Here is a 16,539-nt window from a genome sequence, read left to right as displayed (position 1 = left end):
GTCAGCCCGCCTTGCCCGGGGCGGCGGGCTCGCCCAGCTCCGCCGAGATCCGGCCCAGCTGCTCCAGCCGCTGTTCCAGGGTCGGGTGGGTGGAGAAGAACCGCTCGATGCCGGGTTCCCGGCCGGTCGCCGGGGTGAAGTAGAACGCGTTGAACGCCTGGGCCGTCCGCAGGTCCTTGGTCGGGATACGCGCGATCTCCCCGGAGACCTTGGTGAGCGCCGCGGCCAGGGCCGAGGGCCGGCCGGTCAGCTGCGCCGCCGCGCGGTCGGCGGCCAGCTCGCGGTACCGGGACAGGGCCCGGATCAGCAGGAAGCTGAGCGCGTACACGGCCGCCGAGACGGCCAGGACGGCGGCGAGGACGGCGGCCGTGTTCTGGTCCCGGCGGCCGAACACCTGAGAGTAGAAGGCGAACCGTACGACGAGGCCCGCCAGCACGCCGAGGAAGGACGCCACCGTGATCACGGCGACGTCCTTGTGCGCGACGTGCGACAGCTCGTGCGCGAGCACGCCTTCCAGCTCGGCGGGCTCCAGCCGGCGCAGCAGGCCCGTGGTCACGCAGACCACGGCGTGATCGGCGCTCCGGCCGGTCGCGAACGCGTTCGGCATGTCCATCGGGGACACCGCGACCACCGGCCTGGGCAGGTCGGCGATGGCGCACAGCCGGTCGACCACGGCGTGCAGCTCGGGATACTCCTCCCGCTCCACGACCCGCCCGCGCATCGCGTACATGGCGATCCGGTCGGAGAACCAGAACTGCGCCACGAAGAGCGCGCCCACCAGGACGGCGACCAGCACCCAGGACTTCAGCAGCACGATCAGCGCGGCGACGAAGCCCACGTACAGCAGGCCGAGCAGGAACAGCGTCACACCCATGCGCACGGTCAGCCGCCGATCGCTCCGGAACCGGCTCCGCATCTCGCATCACCCCGCACTCAGGCACTCGTCCCGCCTCCAGTGTGCACCCGGGGATTCCCATGCCGAGGTACACGGCGGCCACGGAAGCGGCAAAATACGGCCGCGCGCCGGCCGGGCGCCGTGCTGTCGCCTCAGCAGGGGGAGCGCACCCGCGCTGCGTCAGTACGAGGAGCGCATCTGCGCGTACCCGAGCAGCACGATCACCACGGCCACACAGCCGAGCACCACGGCCGTCGACACCCAGGACGACCGGCGCGGCCCCACCGGGCCCGGGTCGGCACGGAAGGGCGCCGGTTCCGGCGGGTTCTCCTTCCAGCGGGCGGCGAGCATCCGGGCCCGCGCGGAGGGCTCCTTGTGCTCGGCGGAGTCCGCCCACGTGTGATCGAACTCGCGCTCCCAGTCGTCCTGTTCCAGCATCCCCGTGCAACCTCTCTCGTCCGGCGGAGTCCGGGAGAATGATCCCCCGACAAGAGGAAGTCTGGGAAGCGCGAAAGGTTGCACGGAGGCCGGGAGCCGGACACCGGGAGCGGCCGGCGTGCGGGCAAGCGAGAGGGCTGCCGCCCCACAAGGGGGACGGCAGCCCTCTCGGCTGTCTCTCGCGTCACGTCAGGGACAGGGGGCCACGGCCGGCTGTCCCCGCCGGTCACACGTCGAAGTACAGCTCGAACTCGTGCGGGTGCGGGCGCAGGGCGAGCGGGGCGATCTCGTTGGTGCGCTTGAAGTCGATCCACGTCTCGATCAGGTCGGACGTGAACACGTCGCCCTGGAGGAGGAACTCGTGGTCGGCCTCGAGGGCGTCGAGGACCGCGCCGAGGGAGGTCGGGACCTGGGCGACGTTCGCGTGCTCCTCGGGAGCCAGCTCGTACAGGTCCTTGTCGATCGGCTCGGCCGGCTCGATCTTGTTCTTGATGCCGTCCAGGCCCGCGAGGAGCAGCGCCGAGAAGGCCAGGTACGGGTTGCCGGAGGAGTCGGGCGCGCGGAACTCCACGCGCTTGGCCTTCGGGTTCGAGCCGGTGATCGGGATACGCATCGCGGCCGAGCGGTTGCGCTGCGAGTACACCAGGTTGATCGGCGCCTCGAAGCCCGGCACCAGGCGGTGGTAGGAGTTCACCGTCGGGTTGGTGAAGGCCAGCAGCGACGGCGCGTGCCTGAGGATGCCGCCGATGTAGTAGCGCGCGGTGTCCGACAGGCCCGCGTAACCGGCCTCGTCGTAGAACAGCGGGTCGCCGTTGCTCCACAGCGACTGGTGCACGTGCATGCCCGAGCCGTTGTCACCGAAGATCGGCTTCGGCATGAAGGTCGCGGTCTTGCCGTTGCGCCAGGCGACGTTCTTCACGATGTACTTGAAGAGCTGGAGGTCGTCGGCGGCGGCCAGCAGCGTGTTGAACTTGTAGTTGATCTCCGCCTGGCCGGCGGTGCCCACCTCGTGGTGCTGGCGCTCGACCTTCAGGCCGGACTTCTCCAGCTCCAGGGAGATCTCGGCGCGCAGGTCGGCGAAGTGGTCGACCGGGGCCACCGGGAAGTAGCCGCCCTTGTAGCGCACCTTGTAGCCGCGGTTGTTCTCCACCGCGCCGGTGTTCCAGGCGCCGGCCTCGGAGTCGATGTGGTAGAACGACTCGTTCGCGGAGGTGGCGAAACGCACGCTGTCGAAGACGTAGAACTCGGCCTCGGGGCCGAAGTACGCCGTGTCGGCGATGCCCGTCGACGCCAGGTAGGCCTCCGCCTTCTTCGCCACGTTGCGCGGGTCACGGGAGTACTGCTCGCCCGTGATCGGGTCGTGGATGAAGAAGTTGATGTTGAGGGTCTTGTCCCGGCGGAACGTGTCGACACGCGCGGTGGACAGGTCGGCACGCAGAGCCATGTCGGATTCGTGGATGGCCTGGAAACCGCGGATCGACGATCCGTCGAAGGCCAGCTCCTCGTCCGGGTCGAACGCCTCAACGGGCACCGTGAAGTGCTGCATGACGCCCGGCAGGTCGCAGAAGCGGACGTCGACGAACTTGACGTCCTCGTCCGCGATGAACTTCTTGGCCTCGTCGGCGTTCTGGAACATCCAGCTCCTCCTACTCCCGACCGTCCTCGCCGGGGTGGTAGATCGTTCGTGCGGCCAGTGCGGTGGCACACGCTGGTCTTGACCCTAGGGATGGGTGATTTCTCGGGCGTGACCCGTTTGTTTCGCAGAAGTTAACCAGCCACCTGTCCACCGTAGCCCGGACACACCCCTGCGCGTAGTGTCCGAAACCGGGCGCAGTACCGTGGACGGGTGGACAACAGGCAGGCAATCGGATCGTGGCTCTCCGGCCCGCGCGCGGCCATGGAAGAGGCGGGCGCCGACTTCGGGTACCGGGGCGAGCAGCTCGGTCTGCCGGAGCAGGGGCCGAACTCGATGGCACGGCCCGGACGGCGGCTCGGCGCGCTCGCCGTGGACTGGGCGCTGTGCGTCCTGATCGCATACGGCCTGATCACCCACCGCAACGGCCCGGCCACGAGCAACTGGGCGCTGGGCGTCTTCTTCGCGCTGAGCGTCCTCACCGTCGGCACGGTCGGCTTCACCCCGGGCAAGCGCCTCTTCGGCATCCGGGTCCTGGCCCTGGAGACCGGCACCGTCCGCCCGGGCCGCGCCCTGCTGCGCTCGGTCCTGCTGTGCCTGGCGATCCCCGCACTGATCTGGGACCGCGACGGCCGCGGCCTCCACGACCGCCTCGCGAAGACGGTGGAAGTCCGCATCTGACCCCCGCCGGACCCCGCCCCGCCCTGGCCTGAAGCCTGCGGCGGCCGGAACCGGAGGGGTCCGCCCCCGCCTGGCCCGATGCCTGCGGCGGCCTGCCCCGGTGGGGTCCGCCCTGCGCCGGTCGGGAACGGCCGGGCCCACCCGTGCCGCGGGTCGCGTGCTTGCGGCGGCCTGCCCCGGCGGGGTTCGCCCCGCTCCGGTCGGAACCGGCTGGGCCCGCTCGTGCCGAGTGCCTGCGGTGGCCCGATCCGGTGGGGTTCGCCCCGCCTCGGTCGGGAACGGCTGGGCTCACCCGTGCCGCGGTCCGTGTGTCTGCGGCGGCCGGAACCGGCCGGGTCCGCTCTGACTCCGGTCCGAAGCCCGCGGCGGCCCCGGACCGGCGGGGCCTGCCCCCGCCCTGGCCTGAAGCCTGCGGCGACCGGACCGGCGGGGCTCGCCCCCGGGCCCGCACTCCTGGGGCGGCCTGACCCGGTGGGGTCCGCCCTGCGCCGGTCGGGAACGGCCGGGCTCACCCGTGCCGCGGGTCGCGTGCCTGCGGCGGCCCGACCCGGCGGGGTTCGGCCCCGCGCCGGTCCGAAACGGCCGGGCCTACCCGTGCCGCGGCCCCGTGTGCCTGCGCCGGCCAGAACCGGCCGGGCCCGCCCCCGCCCGGCCTGACGCCTGCGGCGGCCGGAACCGGCCGGGTCTGCCCTGTTGCGCCCCCGTCCCGACCCTCTCGTGCAGGAGCCGTCCGCACTCTCCGGCACGGACGACCTCCGTCACGACGCCCGCGCTGTTCGCCGGCCTCGGCACCGGTCTCCGCGCCCGGCACCGCCTCCGTACCCGGCACCGGGACGGACCCATGCCGGGCACCGGCGTCCGCGCCCGGCACCGTCCCCGCGCCGAACCCCCGGACCCGCGCCCGACACCGGTGCCCGCGCCCGGCACCGGTCTCCACCAGCCCCGGAATCCGCCCCCGGCACCGTGACCCGTGCCCGGCACCGGCGTCCGTACCCGGCACCGGGCATCACCAGCCCCGGGACCGCGCCCGGCACCGGTCTCCACCAGCCCCGGGACGCGTGCCCAGCCCCGGGACCCGCGTGCCCAGCCCCGGGACCCGCGCCCGGCCCCGGAACCCGCCCCCGGCCAGGTACCGCCCCTGGCCCGGGTCTGCCCCAGCCCCGGCCCGGGACCCGCCTCCTCTCACCCCCGGCGCAGTACCGCCGCCAGTACCCTCCGCAGTTCCGTTTCCGGGGCTGGGGGGATGGTGGGGGTGCGCCAGGCTACGAAGCCGTCGGGGCGTACCAGGACCGCTCCGTCCGCCGTGGTGCCGTGCAGCGCGGCCCAGCCGGGGTCTTCGTCGTGGACCAGGTCGGCGTCCGGGCCGGTGCCGACGCGGTAGGGCTCCAGCCGTACCCCGTCCGTGTCCGCGATCCGCCGTGCGGCCGCGTGCCAGGCCGCGCCCGCGGGCGAACCGGCGTCGCTGAGCAGGACCAGCGAGCGCTCGTAGAGGTCGACCGAGGAGAGCCGTTCGCCCGCCCGGCGCAGCCACAGGTGCGGGGCCCGGCTGCCCGGGTCCGCGGTCAGCCGCACCTCGTCGGGCACGACCGGCTGGGCCGGGTCGGCGCCCAGGACGGCGCCCTCCGGATAGCGGTAGGCGAGGACGACCGGGAGGATGCCGCTGCGCGGGCCGGAGCCGACGCCCGGGGTCGGGGCGAAGCCGGGGTGGCTGTGCTCCACGGAGCGCGCCGAGGCGCGGGCGCTGGTGGCCAGGGCGACCGGGCGGCGCTCGGTGTCGTAGGTGTCCAGCAGGCCGGGGCCGGCCCAGCCGTCGAGGACGGCGGCCAGCTTCCAGGCCAGGTTGTGGGCGTCCTGGATGCCGGTGTTGGAGCCGAAGGCGCCGGTCGGGGACATCTCGTGGGCCGAGTCCCCGGCGAGCAGCACCCGGCCGGCCGCGTACCGCTCGGCGACCCGCTCCGCCGCGCGCCAGGACGCCTTGCCGGTGATCTCCACGTCCAGGTCGGGCACGCCGACGGCCAGCCGGATGTGCCGCTGGAGCCGTTCCTCGGTGAACTCCTCCAGTCGCTCGCCGTGTTCCGGGTGCCAGGGGGCGTGAAACACCCAGTGTTCCTTGTTGTCGACGGGCAGCAGGGCGCCGTCGGCCTCCGGGCTGGTGAGGTAGCAGCAGATGAAGCGGCGGTCGCCGACGGTCTCGGCGAGCAGCTTGGAGCGGAAGGTGACGCTCACGTTGGCGAACAGGTCGCCGGGGCCGTTCTGCCCGATGCCGAGATGGCGCCGGACGGGGCTGCGCGGCCCGTCGCAGGCGACGAGGTAGTCCGCGCGGACCGTGTACAGCTCGTCGCTGTCGCGGTCCCGGACGAACGCCGTCACTCCTTCGGGGTCCTGGGCGAAGGACTCCAGCTCGTGGAAGTAGCGCAGGTCGCCGCCGAGCGCCCGGGCCCCCTTCAGCAGCACCGGCTCCAGATCGTTCTGGCTGCACAGGCACCACGACGTGGGGCTGAACCGGGCCAGCCCGCCGCCCGGGTCGATGTGCCGGAACAGCCATTCGCCGGCGTCCCCGGCCAGCGTGGGCGTCTGCAGGATGCCGTGGTTGCCGGCGAGCAGGGAGGCCGCCGCCTTGATGTCCGGTTCGAGGCCGGCCACCCGGAACAGCTCCATCGTCCGCAGGTTGTTGCCGCGGCCGCGCGGATGGATCGAGGTCCCGGAGTGCCGCTCGACGAGCATGTGCGGTACGCCCAGACGGCCCAGGAACAGGGAGAGGGACAGGCCCACCAGAGAGCCGCCCACGACGAGGACGGGCACCTGGTGATCGGCTTTGTGCTGCATCAAGGCTCCAGAGGCAGGGGTGGGGATGGGGGGCGCGCTGGTGTTTGTGTGCCCTGTGGGACGGCTTTCGCGTGCTCAATCACCCACGTGGTTCACGCGAGTCGCGCGCAGCGGGGGAAGCGGCACAGGATCAAGAAGCGCTGACGTCGCGTCATTCGGCCGCCGGCGTCCGCCTCTGCCCCCGTGAAGGAGATGTGCGCAGCATGACCACCTTGTCGGAAAAGCTCTCGGCCCCGTCGACGCGCCAGGTGTCGAAGCGGGTCTCCCAGTCCGTGTTCGACGGCTCCCCGCTCAGGGTCGTCCTCCTCGTGGACGTCCACGACGGCGCCCAGCAGCAGTTCCTGGAGGCCTACGAGCAGCTGTGCAACCAGGTGGCGCAGGTTCCCGGCCACGTCAGCGACCAGCTGTGCCAGTCGATCGAGAACCCCTCCCAGTGGCTGATCACCAGCGAGTGGGAGAGCGCCCCGCCGTTCCTCACCTGGGTGAACAGCGAGGAGCACGTGCGGATGGTGGAACCGCTGCACAGCTGCGTCCGTGACACCCGGTCGCTGCGCTTCCACGTCGTCCGCGAGACGGGCGAGGAGGCCGCCGGTGCCGCCTCGCGCCGCCGGCTCCAGTCGTCCCCGCGGATCGGCGACGGTGTGATCCGGCACGCGCTGACCTTCACGGTCCGGCCGGGCAGCGAGGAGCGGGTCAAGAAGATCCTCGCGGACTACGCCTCCCCCCGGGCCCGGGTCGACGAGACCACCCGGCTGTGCCGGACCTCCCTGTTCATGCACGGCAACCGGGTGGTGCGGGCCATCGAGGTGCGCGGTGACCTGCTCGCGGCACTGCGCCACGTGGCCCGGCAGCCGGAGGTGCGGGCCGTGGAGGAGGCGATCAACCCCTATCTGGAGCAGGAGCGGGACCTGGACGACCAGGAGTCCGCGCGGGTGTTCTTCACCCGGGCGGCGCTGCCCGCCGTGCACCACCTCACCGCCGACGAGCTGACCGAGGGCGAGCGGCGCGCCGAGTACTACCCGGCCCGGCCGGGCGGCGGGATGCGGCTGGCCGAGCTGCTCGCCCAGCGGGACGAGGCGGCGGCGGACGACCCGGACGGCCCGGTCCTGCGCAGCACGATCTTCCAGCGCGACGACGTCGTCGTCCGGCTGATCGACGTACGGCCCGGCCTCGGCGCGCGGGCCCTCGCGGCCGAGGCCCGGCGGCCGGCCGCGCTGGACGCCCTGCTGGACGGCGAGCCCGTCGGCATGGACCTCGTCACCGACCGCCGCTCACCCGACGCCTGACCCGGCCGGCCAGCACACCAACGGAGGAACACCGTGACCAGACCCCTTCCGAAGATCGTGGACCTCGGCGAGATCGAGCCCAACACCCGGCGCGGCGGCGATCTGCGGGCCATGCTCACCCCGACGACGGTGGGCGCCACCAGCGGTTTCATGGGCGTGGCCCTCATCCGGCCCGGCGACCGCATCGGTGAGCACTACCACCCCTACTCCGAGGAGTTCGTCTACGTCGTCTCCGGGCTGCTGGAGGTCGACCTGGACGGCGAACCGCACCCGCTGCGGCCCGAGCAGGGCCTGATGATCCCGATCAACATGCGCCACCGCTTCCGCAACGTCGGCGACGTGGAGGCGCGGCTCGTCTTCCACCTGGGCCCGCTCGCCCCGCGGCCGGCCCTCGGGCACGTCGACACCGAGGAGACGGCGGACCTCGCCGTCGCCGCCGAGCCGGCCCGCCGGGAACAGGTCCGCTCATGACCCGGCGCGTGGCGGTCACCGGCATAGGCGTCGTCGCCCCGGGCGGGATCGGCGTACCGGCGTTCTGGGACCTGCTGGCCGAAGGCCGTACCGCGACGCGGGGCATCACGTTCTTCGACCCGGCCGGGCTGAGGTCCCGGATCGCCGCCGAGTGCGACTTCGACCCGGCGGCGCACGGCCTGGACACCGAGCAGATCCAACGGGCGGACCGGTACATACAGTTCGCGCTGGTCGCCGGGGAGGAGGCGGTCCGGGACTCCGGTCTCGACTTCGCCCGCGAGGACCCGTGGCGGATCGGTGTCTCGCTGGGCACCGCCGTCGGCGGCACCACCCGTCTGGAGCACGACTACGTCCTGGTCAGCCATCGCGGGCAGCGCTGGGACGTCGACCACGGCGAGGCGGAGCCGCAGCTGCACCGGGCGTTCTCGCCGAGCACCGTGGCCTCCGCGGTGGCGGAACGTTTCGGCGCGCAGGGTCCGGTGCAGACCGTCTCCACCGGCTGCACCTCGGGCCTGGACGCCGTCGGCTACGCCTTCCACACCGTCCAGGAGGGCCGCGCCGACATCTGCGTCGCGGGGGCCTCCGACTCGCCGATATCCCCGATCACCATGGCCTGCTTCGACGCGATCAAGGCCACGTCACCCAACAACGACGACCCGGCGCACGCCTCCCGGCCCTTCGACAACAACCGTGACGGGTTCGTCATGGGCGAGGGCGGCGCCGTGCTCGTCCTGGAGGAACTGGAGCACGCCCGGGCCCGCGGTGCCCGTGTGTACTGCGAACTGGGCGGCTACGCCACCTTCGGCAACGCCTACCACATGACCGGCCTGACCAAGGAGGGCCTGGAGATGGCGCGGGCCATCGAGACGGCGCTCGGCCAGGCGCGGCTCGACCCGACGGCGATCGACTACGTCAACGCGCACGGCTCCGGCACCCGGCAGAACGACCGCCACGAGACGGCGGCCGTGAAGCGGGCGCTCGGCCACCACGCCTACGACACCCCGATGAGCTCCATCAAGTCCATGGTGGGGCACTCCCTCGGGGCGATCGGCGCCATCGAACTGGTCGCGTGCGTGCTGGCCCTCGCCAAGCAGGTCGTACCGCCGACCGCGAACTACGAGATCCCCGACCCGGAGTGCGACCTGGACTACGTCCCGCGCGTCGCCCGTGAACGCAAGCTGAGCAGCGTGCTGTCCGTGGGCAGCGGGTTCGGGGGATTCCAGTCCGCGGTGATCCTGACCCGGCCCAGGGAGTGAGGACACGATGAGCGAACCGAAGGACCGGCACGCGGCCGTCACCGGCATCGGGGTGGTCGCACCCAACGGCACCAGCACCGACACCTTCTGGAAGGCAACCCAGGAGGGCCTCAGCGTCCTCGACCGGGTCACCCGCGAGGGCTGTGAGCACCTTCCCCTCAAGGTGGCCGGTGAGGTCCGCGCCTTCGACCCGGCGGCCACGATCGAGGAGCGCTTCCTCGTCCAGACCGACCGGTTCACGCACTACGCCATGGCCGCGGCCGACCTCGCGCTGGACGACGCCCGGCTCGGGCAGGCCAGCATCCCCGACGCGCCGTACTCCATCGGCGTGGTCACCGCCGCCGGGTCCGGCGGCGGCGAGTTCGGCCAGCGCGAACTGCAGCGACTGTGGGGCAAGGGCAGCCGGTTCGTCGGGCCGTACCAGTCCATCGCCTGGTTCTACGCCGCGAGCACCGGCCAGGTCTCCATCCGCCGCGGCTTCAAGGGACCCTGCTCGGTCGTCGCCTCCGACGAGGCCGGCGGCCTGGACGCCCTCGCCCACGCGGCCCGGGCGGTGCGGCGCGGCACCGACGTGATCGTGGCCGGCTCCACCGAGGCGCCGCTCGCGCCGTACTCGATGGTCTGCCAGCTCGGCTACGAGGAGCTGAGCCGCGAGCCGGACCCGGACCGGGCCTACCGGCCCTTCACGGACGGCGCGTGCGGGTTCGTGCCGGCCGAGGGCGGCGCGATGCTCGTCGTGGAGGCGACGGGCACCGCCCGGCGGCGCGGCGCCGACGTCCGGGCCGTCATCGCCGGCCACGGGGCCACCTTCACCGGTGCGTCCCGCTGGGCGGACTCCCGCGACGGCCTCGCCCACGCCATCGGGCAGGCCCTCGCGGAGGCCGGCTGCGCCCCCGAGGAGGTCGACGTGGTCTTCGCCGACGCCCTCGGGGTGCCGGCGGCGGACCGGGCCGAGGCGCTGGCGCTCGCCGACGCCCTCGGCGCGCACGGCACCCGGGTGCCGGTCACCGCCCCGAAGACCGGCACCGGCCGCGGCTACTGCGCGGCCCCGGTGCTGGACACCGCCGCGGCCGTGCTGGCCATGGAGCACGGCATCATCCCGCCGACGCCGAACGTCTTCGACGTCTGCCACGACCTCGACCTCGTCACCGGCCGCGCCCGCGTCGCCGAACTGCGGACGGCACTGGTCCTCAGCCGCGGACTCATGGGGTCGAACTCGGCGCTGGTGCTGCGACGCGGCCCGGCGCACTGAGAACAGCAGCAAAGGAGGAAGCACCATGCCGCAGATCACCGTGGAAGAACTGGCCGCCCTGATGAAGAAGGCCGCCGGGGTCACCGTCAGCCCGGAGCAGCTCGTCGAGAAGCCGGACACCGGCTTCGACGTCCTCGGCGTCGACTCGCTGGGCCTGCTCGGCATCGTCGGCGAACTGGAGAACACGCACGGCACCCCGATGCCGGTCGACGCCGAACGCTGCAAGACGCCCCAGCAGTTCCTCAACCTCGTCAACACCACTCTGATGGCAGGAGCCTGAGATGGCAGGACACACCCGGAACGAGATCACCATCGCCGCACCGCTGGACCTGGTCTGGGACATGACCAACGACCTGGAGCGCTGGCCGCAGCTGTTCAGCGAGTACGCGTCGGTGGAGGTCCTCAAGCGGGAGGGCGAGAAGACGACCTTCCGGCTGACCATGCACCCGGACGAGAACGGCACCGTCTGGAGCTGGGTCTCCGAGCGCGAGCCGGACCGTGACTCCCGCACCGTCACGGCCCGCCGGGTGGAGACCGGTCCCTTCGCCCACATGGACATCCACTGGCGCTACGAGGAGGTCCCCGCCGGCACCCGGATGATCTGGACGCAGGACTTCGCGATGAAGCCGGACGCACCGGTCGACGACGACTGGATGACCGACAACATCAACAAGAACTCCAAGGTCCAGCTGGCCCTGATCCGGGACAAGATCGAGAAGGCGGCGGCCGGACAGCGGCCCGCCCCGGCCCTGGCCGACTGAGCCGGACGACAGGAGACGACCGTGCACCAGGCCCTGATCGTCGCCCGTATGGCGCCGGACTCCGCCCCCGGCATCGCCAAGGTGTTCGCGGAGTCCGACCGGGGAGAGCTGCCCCACCTCGTCGGGGTGGTCCGGCGCAGCCTCTTCCAGTTCGGCGATGTGTACATGCACCTCATCGAGTCCGAACGCGAGCCCGGACCGGCCATCGCCGAGGTGGCCTCGCACCCTCAGTTCAAGGAGGTCAGCGAACGGCTGTCGGCGTACGTCAGCGCGTACGACCCGCAGACCTGGCGGTCCCCGAAGGACGCCATGGCCCGCCGCTTCTATCTCTGGGAGCGCGACGCCGGCGTCTGACCCCCCCGTCCGGACCACCGGTGCCGGGCCCGCGTGCGACGCGGACCCGGCACCGGTGCGCCGTGGGGCGGTGCGCTCACGCGGGGACCGTGCAGTCGAACGCGTGCAGGAAGGGGTTGACCGGCTGGATGCCGCGGACCTCCAGGCCCGCCGCGCGGAGCCGGCCGGTCATGCTGCCGGTGGTGTGCTTGGCCCCGCCGACGTTCAGCAGGAGCAGCAGGTCCATGGCGGTGCTGAACCGCATCGACGGCGTGTCGTCCACCAGGTTCTCGATGACGACCACCCGGGTGCCGGGACCGCCCGACCCGACCACGTTGCGCAGCAGCCGCGTGGTGGACTCGTCGTCCCACTCCAGGATGTTCTTGATGATGTAGACGTCGGCCCGGACCGGGACGGCCTCGCGGATGTCACCCGGCACGATCCGCGCCCGGCCGGCCAGGTCGCCGCCCTCGCGCAGCCGCGGCAGGGCCTTCTCGACCACCCGCGGCAGGTCCAGCAGGTAGCCCCGCATCGCCGGGTACTTGTCCAGCAGGCTGGCCACCACGTGCCCCTGCCCGCCGCCGAGGTCGGCGACCGAATCACTGCCGGACAGGTCGAGCAGGGCGGCGACCTCCCGGGCCGACTGCTCGCTGGACCTCGTCATCGCCCGGTTGAAGACGTCGGCGGACTCCGGGGCGTCCTCGTTCAGGTAGGCGAAGAACTCCTTGCCGTACAGGTCCTGTACGACGTTCCGGCCGGTGCGCACCGCCTCGTCCAGCCGGGGCCAGGCGTCCCAGGTCCACGGCTCGGTGCACCACTGGGCGATGGCCCGCAGGCTGTTCGGGTCGTCCTCGCGCAGCAGCCGGGACATCTCGGTGTGCGCGAACGTCCCGTCGGGGCGCTCGGCGAAGACGCCGTAGCAGGACAGGGCGCGCAGCAGCCGGCGCAGCGGACCCGGCTCGGTGCGCACCGCCGCCGCCAGGCCCTCGACGGTCATGGGCGCCTCCCCGAGGGCGTCGGCGACGCCGAGCCGGGCGGCGGCGCGGACGGCGGCGGCGCAGGCCGCCCCGAACACGAGTTCGCGCAGCCGCATCGACGGGGGCGGGGAGGAGGGTGCCGCGGACTCCGGCGGAGTGGAGAGCGCGGGGGATGGTGCGGTCATGTGCCGCCTTCCTTCCTTGCGTGGGTCGGGTACGGCCGCCCGGTCAGCACAGGCCCGCGGGCCTGGAGGCCCGGCAGGAGTTGCGGTCGAAGGCGTTGCCGCTCTTGCCGGCTTCCTGGTTGACGAGGTCGGCCGGGGAGTTGGCCGACAGCCGGTTGCCGGTGATCCGGTTCCGCTCGCCGGGGGCGCCCACGAAACTCTTGAACAGGACGATGCCGCCCGACAGCGGGGACTTGCCGGAGTGGCCGGTGACCGTGTTCCGGGTGACCAGGGCCTTCTCGGTGCCGGTCAGGACGATGCCGGAACCCTGGAGGTAGGGCAGCCGGGCGGTCTTCGGGCAGTAGCGGTTGTTCCGCTGGACCAGGTTGTCGGCGACGGTCAGGGCGCCGGCCCTGGGCTTGTTCTCGTCGCCCACGACGAAGACGCCGGCGCAGTTGCCGGTGACGTGGTTGCCGGTGACGTCGAGGTTGCGCAGCCGGCGGACGGTGAGGCCGATCCGGTTGCCCGCCAGGAGGCTGCGCTCGACCACCGTGCCCTTGGTGTCCTGGGCGCCCTGCTCGGCCTTGACGCTGTTGGCGAGGAACAGGCCCGCGTCCCCGTTGCCCCGGGCGGTGTCGTCGCGGAACGCGCCGCGGGTGGAGTGCTCCTGGGCGATGCCCCACTGGCCGTTGCCGTCGGCGGTCACCCGGGCGACGGTCAGCCGGTCGGTGCCCATGGACCACACGCCGGTCTTGGCGAATCCGGTCACGCGCAGGTCGGAGACGGTGACGTCGCGCAGGGCCCGGTTCTTCCCGCCGACCACGCAGATGCCGTTGCCGGCCGCGAGACAGGTGACGGAGGCCGCTTTCCCGGCCGCCGTCCCGGACTGTGCCGTCCCGGCCTGTGCCGCCTTGGTCTTGGCCGGTGGCCGGAGCACGGTGTGCCGGCCCACACCGCGCAGGGTCACGCCGGGCGTCCGGACCGTGACGCTCTCGTGGTAGGTGCCGGCCCGCACCAGCACGGTGTCGCCGGACGCGGCGGCGTCCACCGCCTTCTGGATCGACTCACCCGGACGCACCACGAGGGTCCGGTGGGCGGCCGACGCCGGGGTGGCGCCGGTGAACGTCCCGACGAGGACCGTGGTGCACGCGAGGTACGTAATATGGCGTTTTGTCACATGCCGAAGGCTAGGAGCGTATGAGCCGATTACCGGCCGGATGCTCCGATCGGCGGCGTGTCACGCGAAAGCCCCGCACCGGTGGGGTGCGGGGCTTCGTCGGTGAGGTATACGTTCGGGCGGGGGGCTCAGCGCCCGCGCTGGCCGCCCTTCGGCAGCTTCATGCCCTTGGGCATCGGGCCCTTGGGCAACGGCATGTTGCGCATCAGGTCGCCCATGGCCCGCAGCCGGTCGTTGGTGGTCGTCACCTGCGGGCCGGTCAGCACGCGCGGCAGCTTCAGCAGGGTGGTGCGCACCTTCTTCAGCGGCACCTGGCCCTCGCCGTCACCCACGATCACATCGTGCACCGGCACGTCCGCGACGATGCGGTTCATCTTCTTCTTCTCGGCGGCCAGCAGGCTCTTCACCCGGTTCGGGTTGCCCTCGGCGACCAGCACGATGCCGGCCTTGCCGACCGCCCGGTGCACCACGTCCTGGCTGCGGTTCATCGCCACCGCCGGAGTCGTCGTCCAGCCCCGGCCGATGTTGTCCAGCACGGCCGCGGCGGCGCCCGGCTGGCCCTCCATCTGGCCGAACGCGGCCCGCTCGGCCCGGCGGCCGAACACGATCGCCATGGCCAGCAGGGCGATCAGCAGGCCGAAGATACCCAGGTAGACCGGGTGGCCGAGCAGGAAGCCGATCGCGAGGAGGACACCGAAGGTGCCGACGCCGACGGCCGCGAGTACAAGACCGATCTTCGTGTCGACCTTGCGGGTCATCTGGTACGTGAGGGCGATCTGCTTCAGTCGCCCGGCATTCGCGGCGTCCGCCGCGGGTTCCTTCCTCGCCATGCCACGAAGTCTACGTGCCCCGGGGAGCCGCGGACGACGGCAGTGTCCGGCGGGCGGGGCCGGGGGAGGGGAGTCAGGTGCGGTCGGCGGCCCGCTCCAGGACCTGCTGGGCCTCCACCCGGGCCCGGGCCCGGCGGCGGTCCTCCAGGACGGAGGTCCACGCGTTCCGGCGGGCGGTGCGCTGACCGCCGCTCATCAGCAGGGACTCGACGGCGCGCAGGGCGTCGGTGAAGGACGGGCGGGCGGTGGCGCGGGTGCCTTTCGGCACCCCGTCGTACACGGGTGCGGCCTGCATGGTCGAGGTCCCCCCTCGAAGCGATGGAGATACGGGGCGTGATACGAGGGTCACGGTTCGGTGTTACCAGGGCGTGACCGACCGGTCAAACGCCCATGAAGGCCCGGTGCGCGGGGCCGGAACGCCGACGCGGCCCCGGCACCGTCCTCATCAGCGAGGACGGGCGGGACCGCGTCGGCCCGGCCGCCTACCGGCCGGTAGCCGCTTGTGCGTGAGTTCACACGGTCGGCTCACATCGTATGATCACACCGCCTGGGCGGCGACGAACGCACCGCGCTTCTCCACCGCCATCTGGTACAGGCGCCCGGCGCGGTAGGAGGACCGCACCAGCGGGCCGGACATCACACCGGAGAAGCCGATCTGCTCGGCCTCCTCCTTCAGCTCCACGAACTCGTGCGGCTTGACCCAGCGCTCCACGGGGTGGTGGCGGACGGAGGGGCGCAGGTACTGCGTGATGGTGATCAGCTCGCAGCCGGCGTCGTGCAGCTGCCGCAGCGCCTCGCTCACCTCCTCGCGGGTCTCGCCCATGCCGAGGATCAGGTTCGACTTGGTGACCAGGCCGACGTCGCGGGCCTCGGTGATGACCTTCAGGGAGCGCTCGTAGCGGAAGCCGGGGCGGATCCGCTTGAAGATCCGGGGCACCGTCTCGACGTTGTGCGCGAAGACCTCGGGCCGGGCCGAGAAGACCTCCGCGAGCTGCTCGGGCACCGCGTTGAAGTCGGGCGCCAGCAGCTCGACCTTGGTGCGGCCGCCCTCCCGGCCGGCGGTCTGCCGGTGGATCTGGCGCACGGTCTCGGCGTACAGCCAGGCGCCGCCGTCCGCCAGGTCGTCGCGGGCGACGCCGGTGATGGTGGCGTAGTTCAGGTCCATCGTGACCACGGACTCGCCGACGCGGCGCGGCTCGTCGCGGTCCAGGGCCTCGGGCTTGCCGGTGTCGATCTGGCAGAAGTCGCAGCGCCGGGTGCACTGGTCGCCGCCGATGAGGAAGGTCGCCTCGCGGTCTTCCCAGCACTCGTAGATGTTCGGGCAGCCGGCTTCCTGGCACACCGTGTGCAGCCCCTCGCTCTTCACGAGGTTCTGCATCTTCGTGTATTCGGGGCCCATTTTCGCCCGGGTCTTGATCCACTCGGGCTTGCGCTCGATGGGGGTCTGGCTGTTGCGGACCTCCAGGCGCAGCATCTTGCGTCCGTCCGGTGAGACTGCGGACACGTCGGCTCCCTGTGACTTCGATTCTTCGGCGTACACCAGGGTACGCCCGTGTACT

The 16,539-nt window shown here is 72.4% G+C and carries 17 protein-coding genes; 8 read left to right on the top strand and 9 right to left on the bottom strand.

Annotated elements, in window-relative coordinates:
* Position 1: 1 nt before the first annotated feature.
* From htpX to glnA, 3 genes are all read right to left on the bottom strand, one after another.
* Positions 2 to 916: a zinc metalloprotease HtpX gene (htpX, locus tag ACH4OA_RS23405; RefSeq protein WP_397941928.1), complete on the bottom strand. Its 915-nt coding sequence runs from the start codon at positions 914 to 916 to the stop codon at positions 2 to 4.
* 159 nt (positions 917 to 1,075) lie between these two features.
* Complete coding sequence (locus ACH4OA_RS23400; RefSeq protein WP_365873577.1) at positions 1,076 to 1,333, bottom strand: hypothetical protein; 258 nt, start codon at positions 1,331 to 1,333, stop codon at positions 1,076 to 1,078.
* A 226-nt stretch (positions 1,334 to 1,559) separates the two neighbouring features.
* Complete coding sequence (glnA, locus tag ACH4OA_RS23395; RefSeq protein WP_365873579.1) at positions 1,560 to 2,969, bottom strand: type I glutamate--ammonia ligase; 1,410 nt, start codon at positions 2,967 to 2,969, stop codon at positions 1,560 to 1,562.
* A gap of 210 nt (positions 2,970 to 3,179) precedes the next feature.
* On the opposite strand from glnA, the gene ACH4OA_RS23390 reads away from it, so the two are divergent.
* On the top strand, positions 3,180 to 3,647 hold the full coding sequence (locus ACH4OA_RS23390) for an RDD family protein (protein ID WP_365941907.1): 468 nt from the start codon (positions 3,180 to 3,182) through the stop codon (positions 3,645 to 3,647).
* 1,182 nt (positions 3,648 to 4,829) lie between these two features.
* Here ACH4OA_RS23390 and ACH4OA_RS23385 read toward each other — a convergent pair.
* Positions 4,830 to 6,473 carry an FAD-dependent oxidoreductase gene (locus ACH4OA_RS23385; protein WP_397970544.1) on the bottom strand — a complete coding sequence of 548 codons (1,644 nt, stop codon included), beginning with the start codon at positions 6,471 to 6,473 and terminating at the stop codon, positions 4,830 to 4,832.
* A 203-nt stretch (positions 6,474 to 6,676) separates the two neighbouring features.
* On the opposite strand from ACH4OA_RS23385, the gene ACH4OA_RS23380 reads away from it, so the two are divergent.
* From ACH4OA_RS23380 to ACH4OA_RS23350, 7 genes are read left to right on the top strand one after another with little or no spacing between them, the layout of a single operon-like run.
* Positions 6,677 to 7,759, top strand: a complete 1,083-nt coding sequence (locus ACH4OA_RS23380) for a SchA/CurD-like domain-containing protein (protein WP_397941933.1) — start codon at positions 6,677 to 6,679, stop codon at positions 7,757 to 7,759.
* Between the two features lie 33 nt (positions 7,760 to 7,792).
* Complete coding sequence (locus ACH4OA_RS23375; RefSeq protein ID WP_365874536.1) at positions 7,793 to 8,230, top strand: cupin domain-containing protein; 438 nt, start codon at positions 7,793 to 7,795, stop codon at positions 8,228 to 8,230.
* Positions 8,227 to 9,486: a beta-ketoacyl-[acyl-carrier-protein] synthase family protein gene (locus ACH4OA_RS23370; protein ID WP_365874538.1), complete on the top strand. Its 1,260-nt coding sequence runs from the start codon at positions 8,227 to 8,229 to the stop codon at positions 9,484 to 9,486. Before ACH4OA_RS23375 ends, ACH4OA_RS23370 begins: the two co-directional genes overlap by 4 nt.
* Positions 9,487 to 9,493: 7 nt before the next feature.
* Positions 9,494 to 10,738, top strand: a complete 1,245-nt coding sequence (locus ACH4OA_RS23365) for a beta-ketoacyl synthase N-terminal-like domain-containing protein (protein ID WP_397941935.1) — start codon at positions 9,494 to 9,496, stop codon at positions 10,736 to 10,738.
* Positions 10,739 to 10,763: 25 nt separating this feature from the next.
* Complete coding sequence (locus tag ACH4OA_RS23360; protein ID WP_268695444.1) at positions 10,764 to 11,018, top strand: acyl carrier protein; 255 nt, start codon at positions 10,764 to 10,766, stop codon at positions 11,016 to 11,018.
* Position 11,019: 1 nt separating this feature from the next.
* On the top strand, positions 11,020 to 11,499 hold the full coding sequence (locus ACH4OA_RS23355; protein WP_365874542.1) for an SRPBCC family protein: 480 nt from the start codon (positions 11,020 to 11,022) through the stop codon (positions 11,497 to 11,499).
* A gap of 21 nt (positions 11,500 to 11,520) precedes the next feature.
* Positions 11,521 to 11,853, top strand: a complete 333-nt coding sequence (locus ACH4OA_RS23350) for a TcmI family type II polyketide cyclase (RefSeq protein WP_365874544.1) — start codon at positions 11,521 to 11,523, stop codon at positions 11,851 to 11,853.
* A gap of 76 nt (positions 11,854 to 11,929) precedes the next feature.
* Here ACH4OA_RS23350 and ACH4OA_RS23345 read toward each other — a convergent pair whose 3' ends face one another.
* From ACH4OA_RS23345 to lipA, 5 genes are all read right to left on the bottom strand, one after another.
* Positions 11,930 to 12,925 (bottom strand): methyltransferase, encoded by a 996-nt coding sequence (locus tag ACH4OA_RS23345; protein WP_397942042.1) that lies wholly within the window; start codon positions 12,923 to 12,925, stop codon positions 11,930 to 11,932.
* Between the two features lie 112 nt (positions 12,926 to 13,037).
* Entirely contained in the window at positions 13,038 to 14,150 is a 1,113-nt protein-coding gene (locus ACH4OA_RS23340) for a nitrous oxide reductase family maturation protein NosD (protein ID WP_397970541.1), read from the bottom strand.
* Between the two features lie 128 nt (positions 14,151 to 14,278).
* Positions 14,279 to 14,980, bottom strand: a complete 702-nt coding sequence (locus ACH4OA_RS23335) for a DUF4191 domain-containing protein (protein ID WP_397945712.1) — start codon at positions 14,978 to 14,980, stop codon at positions 14,279 to 14,281.
* Between the two features lie 73 nt (positions 14,981 to 15,053).
* Positions 15,054 to 15,275: a hypothetical protein gene (locus tag ACH4OA_RS23330; protein WP_365874550.1), complete on the bottom strand. Its 222-nt coding sequence runs from the start codon at positions 15,273 to 15,275 to the stop codon at positions 15,054 to 15,056.
* A 243-nt stretch (positions 15,276 to 15,518) separates the two neighbouring features.
* The gene (gene lipA / locus ACH4OA_RS23325) at positions 15,519 to 16,484 is read right to left on the bottom strand and encodes a lipoyl synthase (protein WP_365874552.1); all 966 of its coding nucleotides are present in this window, start codon (positions 16,482 to 16,484) and stop codon (positions 15,519 to 15,521) included.
* Positions 16,485 to 16,539 lie beyond the last annotated feature (55 nt).

Origin of the sequence: Streptomyces sp. NPDC017095, assembly GCF_044332325.1 — a bacterium.
Taxonomy (GTDB): domain Bacteria; phylum Actinomycetota; class Actinomycetes; order Streptomycetales; family Streptomycetaceae; genus Streptomyces.
This window is presented reverse-complemented; position numbering and strand designations above follow the sequence as displayed.

What these genes read in the sequence shown, in the direction of transcription:
- htpX (WP_397941928.1), bottom strand. Translation starts at nt 916, where the DNA reads ATGCGGAGCCGGTTCCGGAGCGATCGGCGGCTGACCGTGCGCATGGGT.
- ACH4OA_RS23400 (WP_365873577.1), bottom strand. Translation starts at nt 1,333, where the DNA reads ATGCTGGAACAGGACGACTGGGAGCGCGAGTTCGATCACACGTGGGCG.
- glnA (WP_365873579.1), bottom strand. Translation starts at nt 2,969, where the DNA reads ATGTTCCAGAACGCCGACGAGGCCAAGAAGTTCATCGCGGACGAGGAC.
- ACH4OA_RS23385 (WP_397970544.1), bottom strand. Translation starts at nt 6,473, where the DNA reads ATGCAGCACAAAGCCGATCACCAGGTGCCCGTCCTCGTCGTGGGCGGC.
- ACH4OA_RS23380 (WP_397941933.1), top strand. Translation starts at nt 6,677, where the DNA reads ATGACCACCTTGTCGGAAAAGCTCTCGGCCCCGTCGACGCGCCAGGTG.
- ACH4OA_RS23370 (WP_365874538.1), top strand. Translation starts at nt 8,227, where the DNA reads ATGACCCGGCGCGTGGCGGTCACCGGCATAGGCGTCGTCGCCCCGGGC.
- ACH4OA_RS23365 (WP_397941935.1), top strand. Translation starts at nt 9,494, where the DNA reads ATGAGCGAACCGAAGGACCGGCACGCGGCCGTCACCGGCATCGGGGTG.
- ACH4OA_RS23360 (WP_268695444.1), top strand. Translation starts at nt 10,764, where the DNA reads ATGCCGCAGATCACCGTGGAAGAACTGGCCGCCCTGATGAAGAAGGCC.
- ACH4OA_RS23355 (WP_365874542.1), top strand. Translation starts at nt 11,020, where the DNA reads ATGGCAGGACACACCCGGAACGAGATCACCATCGCCGCACCGCTGGAC.
- ACH4OA_RS23345 (WP_397942042.1), bottom strand. Translation starts at nt 12,925, where the DNA reads ATGCGGCTGCGCGAACTCGTGTTCGGGGCGGCCTGCGCCGCCGCCGTC.
- ACH4OA_RS23335 (WP_397945712.1), bottom strand. Translation starts at nt 14,980, where the DNA reads ATGGCGAGGAAGGAACCCGCGGCGGACGCCGCGAATGCCGGGCGACTG.
- ACH4OA_RS23330 (WP_365874550.1), bottom strand. Translation starts at nt 15,275, where the DNA reads ATGCAGGCCGCACCCGTGTACGACGGGGTGCCGAAAGGCACCCGCGCC.